Source organism: Lutibacter sp. (assembly GCF_013139515.1).
Lineage (GTDB): Bacteria > Bacteroidota > Bacteroidia > Flavobacteriales > Flavobacteriaceae > Lutibacter.
Genome location: NZ_WTAR01000111.1, coordinates 1 through 17,796 on the forward strand (window position 1 = coordinate 1; position 17,796 = coordinate 17,796).

The following is a 17,796-nucleotide window of genomic DNA, read 5'->3' on the forward strand; positions in this document are numbered from 1 at the left end:
TTTGTTTATTAGTACCAACTCTATATTCTTTTCCAATAAGTGCATTAAATAAATAATTTTTATTGTAGCGAGTATTAAACCACTCATCAGTATCAGTTTTGTATTGAGAATTAAAAATTGAAGCAGATATTAAATAGTAAAACCCATTATTTATATATTGCTCTAATGTTACATCTAATCCATAATTTTTTCCATTACCTGAATTTATATAAGCATCATTAATAAACCATTCTTTTTGTAAATTTAATAAGGAATTGGTGCTGTTTTCTATAATAGGTATATCAAACAAATACTGAAAGTAAGGTTCAACTTTTAGGTGTAACTTTTCAGTAATATTCACATCATAAGCAACAACAAAATGGTGAGCCTTTGAAAAATCTAATTCTTTGTTTGCTTGTATTGAAGAGGCATTTGGAGTTGTTGCAAAATAAATATTCAAGGGCTCAATTCTACTATGTAAACCATACCCAAAACTTAACATATTATTTTCATTTAACTGATAAGAAATCCCAAGTCTTGGCTCAATTGTAAAATTGTTATTTAATGTAAATAGCTGAGCATTCACTCCTAAATTTAATTTTAAATTGTTAAATGACAATGAAGAACTTGAATAAGCAGAAAGTAAGTTAGTTACCCCTTTTTCTGACACAAAAGTAGTTAAACTACCATTTAGAGAACTAACTTCCTTTAAGTCTAAATCATAGCCCATAGTTCTTAGTGTTACCCCAGTTTTATTAGCATGGTTTGCATTAAATTTTTTAGTTATGAACGATTTAAAAGTGATATTGTAATTGGTGTTTTTTATTTCATTTTCAGGAAGTAGTTGTGATTCACTATTTAATCTGTCCGTTTTTAAATCTATTCCATTTGTTGAAAAAGCTAGGGTAGAATTTAAATAACCAGTATTTTTTAGAAACAATCTGTGGGTTATTCCTGCGGCTCCCATATATTGTTTTACATTTTGTTTTTCAATATCTTGATAGTAATTTTGATTTGAAATAACGGTTTCGGGTGTAGTTCCAGAATTATCTTTTAAACCAATTCCCCATATAGAAAATGTTCCCATTTTTTTAGTAGGGAATTTTAGTTTGAAAGATAAATCTTGGTAATTTGTACCTTCTGCATCTTCAGGAAGTAAAGAGGAGAGTAGCCCTAAGGTAGAGTATCTATAGTTTACAAGATAGGAAGCTTCATTTTTGTTTAGAGGTCCTTCAGAAGCAAAATCAATACCAATAGCGCCAATTTCAATACTGTGTTCAAAGTCAGAATTGTTTCCATTTCTCATTGAGATATCAAAAACCCCAGAAAGCGCATTGTTATATTCTGCAGGAAAAGCACCCGTAAAAAAATCAGAATTAGCTAATAAATTACTACTTAAAGCAGTTAATCCACCACCTCCAAAAACACCTAAATCAGCAAAGTGATTTGGATTTGGGATTTCTACACCTTCAATTTTCCATTGTAAAAATTTTGGAGCGTTTCCTCTAATAACAATGGCATTATTTCCTACACTACTTGCAACGCCAGGAAATGAAGAGGCTAAACGTGCAGGGTCGTCAAATCCTCCAGCATATCTATTAGCTTCTTCAACACTTAGCATTCTTGCGCTAACAGTTGCCATTCTATTTCTAGGTTTTTCTTTAATAATTCTTGGTTTAAGAATAATTTCGTTTAATGTATTTGTGTTTTCTATAAGTCCAATATTTAGAATAATTTCTTTTGAAGAACTTACCACAACTTCGGGTTTTATTACAGGTTCAAAACCTAAGAATGATATTTTTATATCATACCTTCCAATAGGAACATTTTCAATGGAGTAATTACCTTCCATATCAGAGGTTGTTCCCATAATGGGGTTTGTGTCTAAAATTAATATTGTAGCAAATGGAAGCGGCTGTTGAGAAAATTCATCAGTAATTTGACCTTTAATTGTTTGGGTTAAATTTTGAGAAAAAAGGGATACAGATGTAAATAAAACTGCAAAAATTAAAATATACTTGTTCATATTTAAAATAGGTTTTAAAGTGCAAAATTAAGCACTTACTATTGTATAAACGTTCTAGTTTATCTATGAGAACTCATTTTTAAAATCTCTAAAAATCAGTTAATCAGTAGTTTGTAATTTATTGATTCAGATTTATAATTAGGAACTAGATTTCTTAAATTCTGAAGGTGTTTGAGAGCTAATTTTTTTAAATGTAGTATTAAATGATGTTTTTGAATTAAAACCCGATTCAAAGGCAATTCCCATAATAGATAAATTAGCTTTATTTTTGTTCATTAATAATTCTTTCACTTTCTCTACACGGTACCTATTAACAAACAGGAAAAAATTTTCATTAAACCCTTCGTTGATGATATATGAAAGTTGGTGGGGAGTAACATTTATTAATTCGGCTAATTTTATGAGACTTAGCTCTGGGTCTAAAAAGGGTTGTTGATTTTTCATTAATAGACTTAACTTCGGTTTTAGAGTTTTTAAGTCAATATCTGAAATAATTTTACGTTTTTCAATAGTAGTTTTTTCGTTTGTTTCAATAATTAAATTACGTTGCTTTTCATTTAACAAAAAAATTTCTTTTTGTTTAAGGGTATTATAGGCTACAAAAAAGATAATCAATATTGAAACTATGTTTCCAAATAGGTTTAAGTTTTGCGATGTAAACAACATATTATATAAACCAATAAATATGCTTAGTGCTAATAAAGCTGTAATTATATACTCTAACCATTTTAGGTCAATTTCACTTGTGTTTGATGAAAATAAATCAATTTTTTTCTTGTGTTGTTGAATCAAAATATATGAGAAAATAGTAAAATAAAGTGCTTGGATAACAATTAGAAAATTTAATAAATTTTGGATTAAACTTACTTGTTTATATGCTTGTTGCATAATTAAACCAACTAAAAATAGTATAGAAAGTATTGTGTATTTTAAAGCTATTTTTTTTAATTTAAAATCAGGATTTGTATAATAAACCACACTAAAATAAAAAACAATTGGAGTGTAAAACTGTAAATACTTAATGCTAATAAGCAGATAATTACTGATTATTTCCATATTAGTAATTGCGAATATTTCTTCCAACCAAAAAGTTGACCATAAAAACAAGAAAATTCCAAACCAAAAATTAGCTTTTTTATTTACTTTCAGAGGGTTTGCTAATAATAGGGCAGATAGCAATATTAGAGAGCCATATATAATAATTACAATGTAATTATTTATTCCGTCTGTTATCATTCTAAATGTTATTTAAATCATAGTTTATCATTTTATCCTAACCAACCTTCTCTATCTAAACTTCTATATTGAATGGCTTCAGCGATGTGAGTTGATGAAATTTCAGAAACACTATCTAAATCTGCAATGGTTCTAGAAACTTTTAAGATTCTATCGTATGCTCTGGCTGATAAGTTTAAGCGCTCCATGGCTGTTTTTAACAATGTTTTACTTTCTTCGTTTAGTTTACAAAATTTTCGAATGTGTTTCACACTCATTTGTGCATTGTAATGAGTGTTTTCTAATTCGGAAAATCTTTTTGATTGAAATTCTCTAGCTTTGGCAACTCGTTCTCTAATTTGTTTACTAGGCTCAGCGAGACGTTCTTCTGATAATTTTTCAAATGGAACGGGAGTTACTTCAATATGGATATCAATTCTATCTAAAAGTGGCCCAGAAATTTTGCTTAAATAGCGTTGCATCTCAGCCGGAGATGAAGTTACCGGAGCATCAGGGTCATTAAAATAACCACTTGGACTAGGGTTCATACTTGCAACTAACATAAAACTACTTGGATAGGTAACTGTAAATCGCGCTCTTGAAATAGTGACTTCTCTATCTTCAAGAGGTTGCCTCATTACTTCTAAAACCGTACGCTTAAATTCGGGTAATTCATCTAAAAATAAAACACCATTATGTGATAATGAAATTTCTCCTGGCTGTGGGTATTGGCCACCGCCGACTAGTGCAACATCAGAAATTGTGTGATGCGGAGCTCTAAAAGGGCGTTGTCCCATCAATCCAGCGTCTTTCACTTTCCCAACTACTGAGTGTATTTTGGTAGTTTCCAAGGCTTCTTGCAATGTCATTGGTGGTAAAATAGAAGGTAAGCGTTTACTTAACATGGTTTTTCCACTTCCTGGAGGTCCAATTAAAATAATATTATGGCCACCAGCGGCAGCAATTTCCATAGAACGTTTTACAGACTCTTGTCCTTTTACATCAGCAAAATCAAATTCTGGATTGTCTAAGTTTTTGTGAAATTCGGCACGTGTATCAATTATGGTTCTTTCCAAAGCTGATTTTTCATCAAAGAAATTGATAACTTCTAAAATATTTTCAATACCAAAAACTTCTAAATCATTAACAATTGCAGCCTCTTTAGCATTTTGTTTTGGTAAAATAAAACCTTTAAAACCTTCTTCTCTAGCTTTAATTGCAATAGGCAATGCGCCTTTTATAGGTTGTAAACTACCATCTAATGAAAGTTCACCCATAATTAAATAATCACCAACTTTTTCAGATTTTATTTGGTTTGAAGCTGCTAAAATTCCAACGGCTAAAGTAAGGTCATAAGCTGAACCTTCTTTACGCATATCAGCAGGAGCCATATTTATGGTAATCTTTTTGCCTGGTAATTTGTAACCATTGTTGTTAAGTGCAGCTGAAATTCTGTAGCTACTTTCTTTAATGGCATTATCGGGTAACCCAACAAGATGATATCCAATACCTTTATCAATATTTACTTCTACGGTAATAGTGGTGGCTTCAACACCGAAGACGGCGCTGCCAAAAATTTTCACTAGCATATTTTTTTCTTTTTCCTTAAAACTGAACGAACATTTTTTTGGTTGAATCTCGTTCAACTAATTTGGTTCTAATAATTTCAGTTTTAATATCTTTAAATTCAATTTTTTCTTCAATTTTATCAATCAATCTATTAGCCGCAACTTCACCTGTTGTGTGTGCAAAACGGTTAACACTTGTTAAAGGCGGCGTGCTATATCTTGACAATATACCATTGGTAAAACCAATAATTGAAATGTCTTCAGGAATTTTAATATTTCTTTTATTTAAAACCTGAGTTACAATTGCTCCAGAAACTTCATCAATAGTAAAAATCCCATCAACTTCATTAGTGTCTAACATTTTGTTAATACGTTCTTTTAACCCTTTTTCATTTTCTTGTTTAATAATAATACTTTCGTTTGGTGTTATTCCGTATTTAGTAAGCGCTTTTAAATACCCTTTAATTCTAAATTTATTTATTTTTAAACCAACTGAAGTTGTTACAAGTGCAATGTTTTTACATTCAGATTTCATTAAGAAGCGTGTTGCTTTATAGGCGCTTTTAATATTGTCTGTAACTACTTTATCGCAATGTATTTTTTTATGTACACGACCGTAAAGTACAACGGGAGTTCCTTCTTCTAATATAGACTGAAAGTGGTCAAAGTTTTTCTTTTTTAAAGTTTCTGTAGAAAGACAAGCAATAAAACCATCAATGGTTCCATTTGAAAGCATTTCCATAGTATCTACTTCTTTTTTGTGAGATTCATTAGTTATACAAGTAACAATATTATAACCTCTTTCTGTAGTTGCTTTTTCTATACCTCTAAGTACTCTTGCAAAATAATAGTTAAGTATGTTTGGAATGATTATGCCAATAGTTTTAGTTCTTTTATTTTGTAAACTTAGCGCTAAAGTATTTGGTTTGTACTTATGCAGTTTAGCATATTCTTGAATCTTTTTTTTAGTTTCATCACTAATTTCATAACTATCATTTAAAGCTTTTGAAACTGTTGAAATTGAAACAGATAAGGCTTTGGCAATTTGCTTAATGGTTATTCTTTTATTCATTTTTTGGTTGAATAGTTAATTTTGTTGATAGACTTATAATTTCTTCTTTGTTCAATTTCATTTTTCTGAATTCTCCATTGTTAAACATTTCAGCTTGATCTTTATAATGTTTGCTAAATGGATTTCCTGATTGTCCAGTAGGTAAAACACTCAAGCTATTTTCTATGTCAGAAAAATCAATAATTCTTCTTGTTGAAGGTCCTGCGTTTACTTTATATAGTCCTGAGTCATTATATTCATAACCTCTATTATTAATTACTTCACGAGCACCATTTATAGGAAAAGGGCCTACATTAAAATAGTCTTTTAATGAAGCAACAGTACCTAACGGATGCGGATGCTCTAAGGTATGAACTTTTCCCCAATTCCAAGATGTTATATCATTTCCAAGCTGATTTTCTAATGAAGCTACAGTTTCAACTAAAGATTTTGATAAAATGTCTTTCTTAGTTTCTATATTATTTGAAGTTGTAACATTATCCCACCAAATGGAAGTGTCTTTTTTAATTTGATTGGCAATGGCTCTTTTAGATAGATGAGTGCTTAAAAATTGTGTGAATAATTCTTCACCTAACTCATCTTCGTAAGTGTTTTTTAAATATTGAAAAACTAATTTATTAAAAATAGTTGGCGCAACACCATCAATAGTATTTGAACCATCCCAAAGTTGCAATATATCAATAGCTCTTTGTTCATTTTTATTGAATGAATTATAATTTATAGTTGAAGCAAATTCTTTAATTACACTTGGTGAAACTGCTGAAGTTACATCAGTAATCATAGCAGCCATTGTTTCTTTATTCCAATTGTTTTTTGGTTCTAATAACTGAGTTATACGTTTAGCTCTATCTTCTGATAAATAATAACCGGGATATAAAATATTTGCAATTGTATCTGGTTGATTATTGGCGGAATACACATAATTCCAAGATGGATTTTCAGCCATTGGATTCTGATCAAAATCTAAATACTCAACTGGGTCATCTTCACCGGAAGCACCGTCTAAAATAAATTTTGTATTCACATGTGGTTTGTGTTTATATAATTTTCCTGCTGCCCACCAAGCAACATTTCCTTTAGAATCACCATACATAACATTTAAACCAGGAGCTTTAATCATTGAAACTCCTTTTTTAACATCACTCATTTCTTTGGCTCTTGAAATAGTGTGAAGTGCAGCTAACATTTGTCCTTCAAACTGAGTAAATATCCATGACATGGCTATTGGATCTGTTTGAGAAATGGCGTCAACAACATCATTCATAATTGGTCCGTGACGTGTATTTCTTATTTCAATAGTAACATCTTCAGCATCTTTAACTTTAATGGTTTTTGTAACAGTTTTATAATCTTCATAACCATTAGGAGTTTTATATTTGTTAGCGTCGGTTGGATGATTTTCTTCTTTATAAAAATCAATATCATCATTTTCAAACATCGTTAATCCATACGCGTAATTTCTATTATGACCTAATAAAGGAAAAGGAACTCCAGCTAAATGATAACCATACAATTCGTAATTAGGTGTTGAAATATGTGCTTCATACCAAACTGCTGGTTGAGAAAAACCTATATGCGGATCGTTTGCAAATAGCACATTTCCTGTGGTTGTTTTTTTAGGAGAAACTACCCAACTATTACTTCCTATAAACGGAGGAATTGGATTGCTTTCCATAATTTTATTCACAGTAAAAGCTAAATCTTTTAAACTTTCTACGGTTGGTTTGGCATTTTTTATAAGTATGGTATTTGGATTGATATCAATCCCTAATTCTTTTAAATAATTATCACCTAATTTTTCTTTCACAACACTTAAAAAAGGGTCTGTTTTTTGAGCCATTGCAAAACTAAATGACATATAACCCATAATATTATAAATGTCGTTTAACTGATAGTGTTCTTTTTCTACACCAATTAAAGTAAATTCGATAGGAGTAGGACCATTGTCAATAAATTGATTTACACCATTTAAATACGCGGTTGCTAATTTATAAACTTCACCGTTTTCATCTAAATTTTTAATTGATTTTCCTGAAGCTTCTTCAATGCCTAAACTCACAAAAAACTGATCATTTTTCAGCATTTTTCCTCCAAAAATTTCAGATAATTCTCCAGGAGCAATTCTTCTCATTAACTCCATTTGCCAAAGCCGGTCTTGTGCATGAACATATCCTAAAGCAGTGACAGCATCTAATTCACTTTCAGCATAAATATGTGGAATTCCATAATCATCAAAAAAGACAGAAGTTTCTTTTGAAATTCCTGTTAAGGAAATATCACCAGCATAGGAAGGTTTTAAGCTGTTATAATACATTGCACCTCCCGCTAATATTACAACTAAAAGAACTACAATAAAGATTACAATTTTTTTGAAAATACGCATTGAAATAGTGATTTTACTTAGTTACTTCAAAGATAGTATTTTATGTGGGATTACAAATAGTAATAAAAAGCATTATTTAGACGTAAAATTCTTCTTGAATTGTAATAATATTTAGTGGAGCTATTGTTAAATTTATGTTGCTAACGATTCGCTAAAGGTACCGTTCTTTAATTATTTTTAAGTGATGTATTTGATGTCCAGCAATAATAAAACCTAATGCCCTTACAGACATTTTATTTCCATCAATAGTGCCAAGTAATGAAGGCATTTCATCAGTAAAACTATTGAATAAAGAAATACTAGCGTTTCTAACTTGCGTTAATTCATTTAATAAATCTTGAATTGTTCTTTCGTTTCCGTTGGAATTTTCAACATACCAATTCTCTTCAAAACCTGGTAAATCGGTTTTGTCATTTCTTGAAAATCGCAATGCTCTGTAACACATAATTCTTTCTGTGTCAATTATGTGTTGAATTAATTCTTTAATGGTCCATTTGCTTTTAGCATAACGATACTCTAATTTTTCTTCAGGCAAATTTTTAACTGCTGAAACTAAATTATTGAGCGAAGTAGTTAAAATTTCAAACAAATTTGAAGTGCCAACAGCTTTTATATAAGTTTTATAAAAGGGAGCATATTCATTTTTGTTTAATTGATTTGAGTTCATAATTACGCTGAATTTCTACTAGCATTTATATTTCCAAATAAAGAACGAGTGACCATTTTTTCATAAACTTTTATTAATTCAAGATCTGGATTATCTTCTTTTTGTAATTCTTGAATTCTAAGTAAAGCAAATTGTTGAATGGTTAATAATGGCAATACAATATTTTCGCGAATATCAATAGAAGCTTTCCCCACTTTGTTACTTTGCATTAATTCACTGTAATCAGTTAGTTTTAAAATTAAACGTTTAGAGGTTTCATATTCGTTGTGAATTAGTTTCCAAAATTCGCCAAATTCTTCATCTTTAGCCATATATTCTGTCAAACCAAAAAACGACTTTGAAAGTGCCATCATACTATTACCTATTAATGTTTTAAAGAAATTGTTTGTGTTGTACAATTGTTTTACTTTGTCAAATTCTCCAGCATCTTCATATTTTTTTAAAGCAGTTCCAACACCATAAAAACCAGGAACATTCTGTTTTAATTGACTCCAAGACCCTACAAATGGAATGGCTCGTAAATCAGCAAAATTTAACTTTTCTGAATTTGAACGTTTTGAAGGGCGACTTCCAATATTTGTTTTCCCATAATATTTTAATGTACTCATTTGCTCTAAATAAGGCATAAACTTTGGGTGATTTTTAAAATCTACATATGCTTCATAGCTTGTTAAAGCTAAATCGTTCATGATTTCGGTATCATTTTTAGCCATATTATTGTTGGTATTACTAAACAATTCATTAGAAATACCAGCACTTAATAATTGTTCAATATTGTATTGAGCTGAATCTTGAGTACCAAAGTTTGAACTAATAGTTTGACCTTGTACGGTTAATTGTATTTCTTCATTTTCAATTGTTGAACCTAATGAAGCGTAAAATTGGTGTGTTTTTCCTCCACCACGCGCAGGAGGTCCTCCTCTTCCATCAAAAAATATAACTTTTATATCATGTTTTCTAGACATTTCGGTTAAGGTTTCTTTCGCTCTAAAAATAGCCCAATTTGCCATTAAGTAGCCACCATCTTTAGTTCCATCAGAAAACCCAAGCATAATAGTTTGCTTTCTATTTCTACTTTTTAAATGATTTAAATAGGCCTCATTTGTGTATAGTTTTTCCATAACACTTGGTGCATTTTTTAAATCGTCAATGGTTTCAAAAAGCGGAATAATATCTGCTGTTATATTGTGTTTAAAACCACATAAATTAAACATAGCAAATGTTTCTAGCACATTAACTGCAGTTTGGTTGTTACTTATAATGTACCTGTTTAACCCACGTTCACCATTGTTTTTTTGAATGGTTTTGATTGCTTGTATAGATCCCAGTGTTTTTTTAGCCATTTCATTTTCAAAAATTGAAATATCAACAGAATCTTCAACTTCAGATAGTATTTTTAGTTGTTCACCTTCCGAAAGGGTTAAATAATCTTTTGGGAATGATTGATTTCCACTTTTTTGTAATGTTGTTACAATTTCAGCAAAAACGTTGTGATGAACTCTACTATCTTGTCTAACATCTAAAGTTGCAAAATGGTAACCAAATAATTTTACTTTATTAATAAAACTAGTTAGTTCATCTAAGTATATTGAGTGATGTTTATCTATTAAAACATCCTTTATTGTATTTAACCTATCAATGAATTCTTCTAAAGAAATCATAGTGTTTAGATCAGGGTTTACGCTATTATCAAATAATAACTTTTCTAATTCTAAAATAATTTGTTCAACACCGGCAAACGTTAATCGTTTTTTTAAAATCCTAACGTCTAAATAGTAATTTTTTAAAATCATTTGTTTTAAACGTCTAGCTACATTTAAAGTAATTTCTGTAGTTACAAAAGGGTTTCCATCTCTATCTCCTCCCGGCCAAAACCCAAGGTTAACAATATTGTTTTCAATTTGTTGCCCTTCAAAAATATTATTTTGAATATAGTTATATGTGTCAGAAATAGAGTGATAAAAAACATTTTCAAGGTACCATATTAAGCTAATAGCTTCATCAAAAGGGGTTGGTTTTTTATGTTTAAAAAAGGGTGTTTTACCCAATTGAGCTAGTAATTGATTAATTTCTAAGAGTTCGTTTTTCTCAATAGCCTGTGCTAATTCCGTAATAATTCCAAGTACTGGACCTGGATAAAACTGAGTTGGGTGGGCTGTTAAAACGATACGAACTTTAAAATTATCTAAGATCTTTTTTAAGTCTTCTTTTTTATTATTTTTAAAGGCAGTTTCTTTACTATTACGCATTGTACCAACACCATCCATATTGTTAACAATTGAGAAAGATGCGTCTTCAATAGCGTCAAATAAAACAACTTGTCTTTCTATATACTGAATAAATCTAAACAGTAAATTTATTCTTTCTCCTTCAGAAAGGTTTTCTTGATAAGTTTCAAAGAAATTTTTAACAATTTCTGAAGGATTTTTTTTCTCGGAAAAACCCTCTTTACAAATTTCATGAAATAAAGGCAATAAAACTCCAGTTTTGTTAATTTTATTAAATGGAAGTGTCATAAGAATACCATTGTAAATTTGGTATTTTGCTACTACACTCTCTTTATATCTAATGTGTTTTGGTTGTTTGTGCATACGTTAAATTTAAAGGCTTAAAATTACAAAAGCTTAATTAAGATTAGGGTATTATTGTGTTGATTTTACGAAATCGTTATTGTATGTAAACTAAGTTTAGAAATTAAGATTTTCTTATTTTTAAAACTTTTGAAGACAATTTTGTAACTTTATACCGGTCATCTAGTCGTTTTCCAATTACCCAAACAATAGCATTTTCAGAACATAAAAGCCATGTGTTTTCTTTTTCAAGCAGCGACATTTTCTCATCTTTATAATACTTGCTTAATTTCTTTTTGCCGTTCAATCCAATTGGAAAAAAGAAATCTCCTTTTTGTTTTTTCCGAACAGAAAGAGGGAATTTAAGCTTGTTATAATCTATTGATATTGTATTGTTATCATCAAATATTAGTTCGTTTAAAATTTTAGTTTGATGATTTTTTGTATCAAAAGGAATGTCAATCGTTTCAAACTTTAATTTAATTGGGTTTTCAATTTTAGTGGTATTTTCTTTAATTTGAAATGAAGTGTTTTCTTCTGAAGTAATTTCAGAGAGAATTAAAAAATCTCTGTTTTTTAATAGCCTGTGTGTTTTACTAACAACAAATTTTCCGCTTTGTGCATCTAACAAATTTGTAAGATCGTCCCATTCTGTAAATCCGTATTCATTTAAAAGTTGAAACAAATAAACTTTTGGGTTGCTTAAGTTTTTTAATTTTAAAACATCAAAATGTAATTCGTTATTTAGCGTGATTGTTACTTTTTGTTTTATGTTTTCAATTCTATCTTTTACAATTTGCTGACTACCTTTTAGGTTTTCTAATGTATTTTGAAATGAATCTAACAAGCTAGGATTTAACTCTTTTAATACAGGAACTATTTTATGACGAATCTTATTTCTAACATATTTTATTGATGAATTACTTTGGTCTTCTCGCCATTGTAATTTATTTTTTGTAGCGTAAATTAAAATATCATTTCTATCAAAAGGAAGCAGTGGGCGTACAATATTTCCATTAATTTCAGGAATTCCTGTTAAGCCATTTAAACCAGTTCCACGCGTTAAATTAATGATAAAAGTTTCAATAACATCATCTTTTTGATGTGCTGTTATAATATAATCAATATTGTTTTTTTTGCAAATTTTTTCAAACCAGTTATACCGTAAATCACGAGCAGCCATTTGAGTTGAAATACCATTTTCAGTTGCATATTTATCTGTCTCAAACTGAATTGTAAATGTAGGCGCGTTAAGTTTTTCACCTAAATTTTTTACAAATTGTTCATCTTTATTACTTTCTTTTCCACGTAATGAAAAATTGCAATGCGCCAATGAAATTGAAAATTTTAATTGATGCATTAAGTCAGTTAAAACAACGCTATCAATTCCGCCAGAAATTGCGACTAACAATTTTTCATCAGTTAAAAACGATAAATTTTGATTGATATGTTCTTGTAAAGCAGCTTTCATAAATTTAAGTAAATATAGTTATTTGGAGTGTAATAAAACCTGTTTCATTGCTTTTGCTTTTAACAAACATTCTTCATATTCTTTTTCGGGTATAGATTGCGCTGTAATTGCGCCGCCAACCGAATAAGAAACATATTTTTTTGAAGAATTATAAAGAATACTTCTAATAATTACGTTAAAATCAAAATCGCCAGTTGGCGTAAAATAACCTACAGCACCAGAATATAAACCGCGTTTGGTTTCTTCTAATTCTTCAATAATTTTCATTGCTGAAATTTTTGGAGCACCCGTCATACTTCCCATTGGAAACGTATTTTTAATAATATCTACAGGATGAATTGTGTTTTTCACCTTACAAGAAACCGTTGAAATTAGCTGATGTACTTGTTCAAAAGTGTATACTTTACATAGTTCATTAACTTTTACTGTTCCTTTAATTGCAGATCGTGATAAATCGTTCCGTACCAAATCTACAATCATAATATTTTCAGCTCTTTCTTTCGGGTTTTTTTCTAATTCTGAAATTAATTTGAAGTCTTCTTCTTTTGTTTCGGCTCTTTTTTCAGTTCCTTTTATAGGTTGAGAAATTACTATATCATCATTTTTTTTTAAGTAACGTTCTGGTGAAGCCGATAATAAGTAGTTGGCATTTAGTTTTAAAAAGGTAGCAAAAGGGGGTTTAGAGATTTCATTTAAATTCTGATACACTTCAACTGGATTAATGGTTGAATTTTCACTGTAAAATTCCTGACAAAAATTAGCTTCATAAATATCACCTCTATGAATGTGGTTTAATACTGAATTCAGTTTTTGATAATATTCATCTTTATGAATTCGAAGTTTTATTTTTATTGAATTTTTAGATTCAGGATTTTGTATTTTAGACGATTTAATAGTTGCTAAATCAAGTTCAATTTCATTTTTAAAATCATTTATATATTTAATTTCAAGTGTATTTCCTTTTAATAGAAATATTTTTTTTGGTTGAAAAAAGAATAAATCTGGAAAATACAAATCGTCAAAATTTGAAGAAGTTAATTTTTCTACATCATTTTTTAAATCGTAACCTAAATACCCAAAAATATAATCGTTAACGCTCGTTTGATACTCTTTTAATTGTTGAAAAGCGTTGGTGTAATTGGTTTCAATTTTAGAAACAGCATCAACTGCTAAAACGGCATCAAAATTAGAATGTTTTTGGTGGTAGTTATTGCTATCAAGCCAAACAGCTGTTTTAAATTGCTGTGCCCATTGTAAAAGTTGCGCTTTAAATTCAGAAATGGTTTCAATCTGAATTTTAATACTTGTTCGTTGCATTGTTGCAAAAATAAAAAAGTCCTTTCAAATTGAAGGACTTTTTATATATAATTATGTTTTACACTTCGACAAGTTTAGTGTGACATGTCTTAAGTGTTTGTCAGTCTGAGCTTGTCGAAGACCCTTATTTAACTATGAATTGCTCTATCATTAACAGCCAAACACGCTTCTTTAAAAGCTTCTGTAAATGTTGGATGTGCGTGAGAAGAACGTGCAATATCTTCAGATGAAGCTCTAAACTCCATAGCAATAACGGCTTCAGCAATCATATCTGCAGCTCTTGCTCCAATCATATGAACGCCTAAAATTTCATCGGTTTTAGCATCGGCTAGTACTTTTATTTGTCCGTCTAAATCCATACTTGCTCTTGCTCTACCTAAGGCACGCATTGCAAAACTTCCTGCTTTGTAATTAACACCAGCGTCTTTTAATTGCGCTTCGGTTTTACCAACGGTAGCAACTTCAGGCCACGTATAAACTACACCCGGAATTAAATTGTAATTAATATGTGGTTTTTGACCAGCAATTAATTCGGCAACCATTGTTCCTTCTTCTTCGGCCTTGTGAGCTAACATAGCACCTTTTACAACATCACCAATTGCATAAATGTTTGAAACAGTTGTTTGTAGTTGTTCATTGGTTTCAATTTGACCTTGTTTGGTAACTTTAAGACCAACAGTTTCCAGTCCTAATCCTTCAGTATAAGGTTTTCTTCCCACTGAAATTAGCGTGTAATCTCCTTTAAATTCAACTGGATTTCCTTTTTTATCGTCAGCAGTAATGGTTACTTCATCACCATTGTTTTTTACTGAAGTTACTTTGTGACTTGTATAAAATTTAATGCCTTGCTTTTTTAATGTTTTTTGCAATTCTTTAGAAAGCATCACATCCATACCGGGTGTAATAGTTGGCATAAATTCAATAACTGAAACATTTGCACCTAACCTTTTATAAACCGAACCTAATTCTAAACCAATAACACCACCACCAATAACTATTAAATGTTTCGGTATTTCAGCTAAACTTAAAGCTTCTGTAGAGGTTATTACTCTTTTTTTATCTAATTCAATAAAAGGCAAGGTTGATGGTTTTGAACCTGTAGCAATAATAGTTTTACTAGCTTCAATTACTTCGGAAGTCCCATCAGTTTTAGCAATAGTAATATGAGTTGCATCTTTGAAGCTTCCCACACCTTGAAATATTTCAATGTTATTCTTATCCATTAAATAGTTAATACCACCCGATGTTTGTGCAACAACTTCGTTTTTACGAGCAATCATTTGTTCAAAGTTAACTTCTAAACCTTTAATATCAATTCCATGAGTTGCAAAATTTTTAGAAGCATCATGATAATGGTGAGATGAATCTAACAGAGCTTTCGAAGGAATACAACCTACATTTAAACAAGTTCCGCCTAATGTATTATATTTTTCAATAATAGCAGTTTTTAATCCTAATTGTGCGCATCTAATTGCAGCAACATATCCTCCTGGTCCTGAGCCTATAACGGCTACATCATACGTTTTCATAATTTAGTAGTAAAATTGAAATGCAAAAATAGAATTTTTATCTATCTCTTTCCTGAATAATTTACATATTTTATTGTTTAACTCGTTTTTTTTTAAACAAAACCAAGCGTAATACGCTATAAAACAAGTGATTAGGTGTTTTGTGATTTTTATCATATTTATTAATTTATTTTTTGTTGTAAATAATGTACCATTTGTTTGATTTCTATTTCCATTTGTTAGATTTTGAAATAAAAACCATTGATGCTTAATGTTTTAAATGGCTCTAAAGCTATATTTGTAGTAGAATTGAGAAATGTTCCCCACATAACTCGTTAAATTTCCCCCACGAAATTGAATAAATAATGCATATTTTTTGCGTTATTTAAAAGAGTTAACCCCCAAATATTACCTTTTGGTAAATGTTGTAATTTTTAAGGAATTAGTGTATGTGTCAATATAATTGTTGCATTGCTGAGTTTAACTAAAATAAATAAATTATGAAAAAAATTACTTTAACTAGCTTAGTAACTTTTTTAATATTATTGTTTTCAATAACAAATTCTTACTCTCAAACTTCTTCTGTTGAAGAGGAGTCTTGCTTTGGGAATTGTACAGCACAAGATATTAAAATTATTGATGTTTTTTTAACAGATGTAAATGGAGATCCAATAGGAACTTGTGATAGTGGAGATACAATTACGGTTTATTTATGGGTTAATTTAACATCTGCGTCAAAACATAATTTATATCTTCAATATAATTTATTGTTGGATAGTGTTCAGCAAAATTCGATTGGGACTAAATATACTGATAAAATATACGGAGCAATAACTTCTGGGGCATATCATGTTTCTACAATAACTTATACATGTGGTCAATTAATGGAATTGACAGATATTTATATGTCTTGGACTACACCTAGTGGTTCTGAACCAGCATGTACTGATGGGCCAAAATGTAATGGTTTAACACCTGATATTATGGTACCTACTCCAATTGCAGCAAATTACACTTATACAGCTTGTAATGATGGTACAAACACAACAGTTACTTTTACAAACACAACTACTGGAGGAGATACGGGTTCAAGTTATAATTATGCTTGGGATTTTAATGATGATGGCATAATAGATTCTACATCTCAAAATCCTACTTACACTTATTCAAATACAGGAATTCCTTATGAGGCTGAATTAACTGTTACTCAAGGAATATACTCTAATAGCTATGAAGAGTATTTGGTTTTTCCAAATCAATTAGTACTTTCAGCAACCTTAACACAACCTACTTGTGACGGAGATTTAGGAAGTGTAGTTTTAAGCGCTAATGGAGGTACTGGTACTTATACATATTCTGGAGATGCTACAATAAATTTATCTGCAGGTAATTATTCATATATTGTTACAGATGAAGCTGGTTGTACAGCTCCAATTGATGTTACATTAAATGATGCAACTGGACCAACTGCAACTATTATAGGTAATGAAGAATTAACATGTGAAAATGTAACGATTACTCTAAACGCAAGCGATTCTACGGTTCAAGGAACTGCAGATTATTTATGGAGTACAGGTGAAATTACTGAAACAATTGACATAGATACACCAGGTGATTATACTGTAACAGTAACAGATTTAAGTAATAATTGTACTGATTCGTTTACCGTAACAGTAACCCAAGATGTTTTACAACCTACAGCAATTATTGTTGGCGGTCCAGATATTATTTTTTGTGAAAATTCATTTACAATATTAGATGCTAGTACATCCGTAGTTCAAGGAACTGCAAGTTATTTATGGAGTACAGGTGAGACAACATCAAGTATAGAAGTTACAACTTCAGACATATATATAGTAACAGTTACAGATAGTGATAATGGTTGTTCTGAATCTGTTTGGGTAACAGTAACTGCTCAATTAGAACCAAATGCGGGTGATGATGGAACTATAACAGTTTGTCAAGGAACAACTCCAAGCGAAGCAACGTTATTTGCTGCACTAACAGGAGCAGATGAAGG

The 17,796-nt window shown here is 30.2% G+C and carries 11 protein-coding genes; 1 reads left to right on the top strand and 10 read right to left on the bottom strand.

Annotated elements, in window-relative coordinates; genetic code table 11:
- The 10 genes from GQ540_RS09945 to lpdA form a co-directional block, all read right to left on the bottom strand.
- On the bottom strand, positions 1 to 2,005 hold a 2,005-nt coding region (locus GQ540_RS09945; RefSeq protein ID WP_291800569.1), incomplete at its 3' end, for a carboxypeptidase-like regulatory domain-containing protein.
- 138 nt (positions 2,006 to 2,143) lie between these two features.
- Entirely contained in the window at positions 2,144 to 3,241 is a 1,098-nt protein-coding gene (locus tag GQ540_RS09950) for an AraC family transcriptional regulator (RefSeq protein WP_291800571.1), read from the bottom strand.
- 32 nt (positions 3,242 to 3,273) lie between these two features.
- On the bottom strand, positions 3,274 to 4,809 hold the full coding sequence (locus tag GQ540_RS09955) for a YifB family Mg chelatase-like AAA ATPase (RefSeq protein WP_291800573.1): 1,536 nt from the start codon (positions 4,807 to 4,809) through the stop codon (positions 3,274 to 3,276).
- A 16-nt stretch (positions 4,810 to 4,825) separates the two neighbouring features.
- Complete coding sequence (locus tag GQ540_RS09960) at positions 4,826 to 5,860, bottom strand: LacI family DNA-binding transcriptional regulator (RefSeq protein ID WP_291800576.1); 1,035 nt, start codon at positions 5,858 to 5,860, stop codon at positions 4,826 to 4,828.
- Positions 5,853 to 8,243, bottom strand: a complete 2,391-nt coding sequence (locus tag GQ540_RS09965; RefSeq protein ID WP_291800578.1) for a penicillin acylase family protein — start codon at positions 8,241 to 8,243, stop codon at positions 5,853 to 5,855. Before GQ540_RS09965 ends, GQ540_RS09960 begins: the two co-directional genes overlap by 8 nt.
- Before the next feature lie 151 nt (positions 8,244 to 8,394).
- Entirely contained in the window at positions 8,395 to 8,910 is a 516-nt protein-coding gene (locus tag GQ540_RS09970) for a DinB family protein (protein ID WP_291800580.1), read from the bottom strand.
- 2 nt (positions 8,911 to 8,912) lie between these two features.
- Positions 8,913 to 11,501 (bottom strand): phosphoenolpyruvate carboxylase, encoded by a 2,589-nt coding sequence (locus tag GQ540_RS09975; RefSeq protein ID WP_291800582.1) that lies wholly within the window; start codon positions 11,499 to 11,501, stop codon positions 8,913 to 8,915.
- 103 nt (positions 11,502 to 11,604) lie between these two features.
- A complete protein-coding gene (gene tilS / locus GQ540_RS09980; protein ID WP_291800584.1) occupies positions 11,605 to 12,951 on the bottom strand; it encodes a tRNA lysidine(34) synthetase TilS in 1,347 nt (448 codons plus the stop codon).
- Positions 12,952 to 12,969: 18 nt separating this feature from the next.
- Complete coding sequence (locus GQ540_RS09985; RefSeq protein WP_291800586.1) at positions 12,970 to 14,268, bottom strand: anthranilate synthase component I family protein; 1,299 nt, start codon at positions 14,266 to 14,268, stop codon at positions 12,970 to 12,972.
- Positions 14,269 to 14,396: 128 nt separating this feature from the next.
- Positions 14,397 to 15,797, bottom strand: coding sequence for a dihydrolipoyl dehydrogenase (gene lpdA, locus GQ540_RS09990; protein ID WP_291800588.1), 1,401 nt, complete (start codon positions 15,795 to 15,797; stop codon positions 14,397 to 14,399).
- A 479-nt stretch (positions 15,798 to 16,276) separates the two neighbouring features.
- Here lpdA and GQ540_RS09995 point away from each other — a divergent pair.
- Positions 16,277 to 17,796 (top strand): PKD domain-containing protein (locus GQ540_RS09995; RefSeq protein ID WP_291800590.1); only part of this gene is annotated, 1,520 nt, incomplete at its 3' end.

What these genes read in the sequence shown, in the direction of transcription:
- GQ540_RS09975 (WP_291800582.1), bottom strand. Translation starts at nt 11,501, where the DNA reads ATGCACAAACAACCAAAACACATTAGATATAAAGAGAGTGTAGTAGCA.
- GQ540_RS09960 (WP_291800576.1), bottom strand. Translation starts at nt 5,860, where the DNA reads ATGAATAAAAGAATAACCATTAAGCAAATTGCCAAAGCCTTATCTGTT.
- GQ540_RS09950 (WP_291800571.1), bottom strand. Translation starts at nt 3,241, where the DNA reads ATGATAACAGACGGAATAAATAATTACATTGTAATTATTATATATGGC.
- GQ540_RS09985 (WP_291800586.1), bottom strand. Translation starts at nt 14,268, where the DNA reads ATGCAACGAACAAGTATTAAAATTCAGATTGAAACCATTTCTGAATTT.
- lpdA (WP_291800588.1), bottom strand. Translation starts at nt 15,797, where the DNA reads ATGAAAACGTATGATGTAGCCGTTATAGGCTCAGGACCAGGAGGATAT.
- tilS (WP_291800584.1), bottom strand. Translation starts at nt 12,951, where the DNA reads ATGAAAGCTGCTTTACAAGAACATATCAATCAAAATTTATCGTTTTTA.
- GQ540_RS09955 (WP_291800573.1), bottom strand. Translation starts at nt 4,809, where the DNA reads ATGCTAGTGAAAATTTTTGGCAGCGCCGTCTTCGGTGTTGAAGCCACC.
- GQ540_RS09965 (WP_291800578.1), bottom strand. Translation starts at nt 8,243, where the DNA reads ATGCGTATTTTCAAAAAAATTGTAATCTTTATTGTAGTTCTTTTAGTT.
- GQ540_RS09970 (WP_291800580.1), bottom strand. Translation starts at nt 8,910, where the DNA reads ATGAACTCAAATCAATTAAACAAAAATGAATATGCTCCCTTTTATAAA.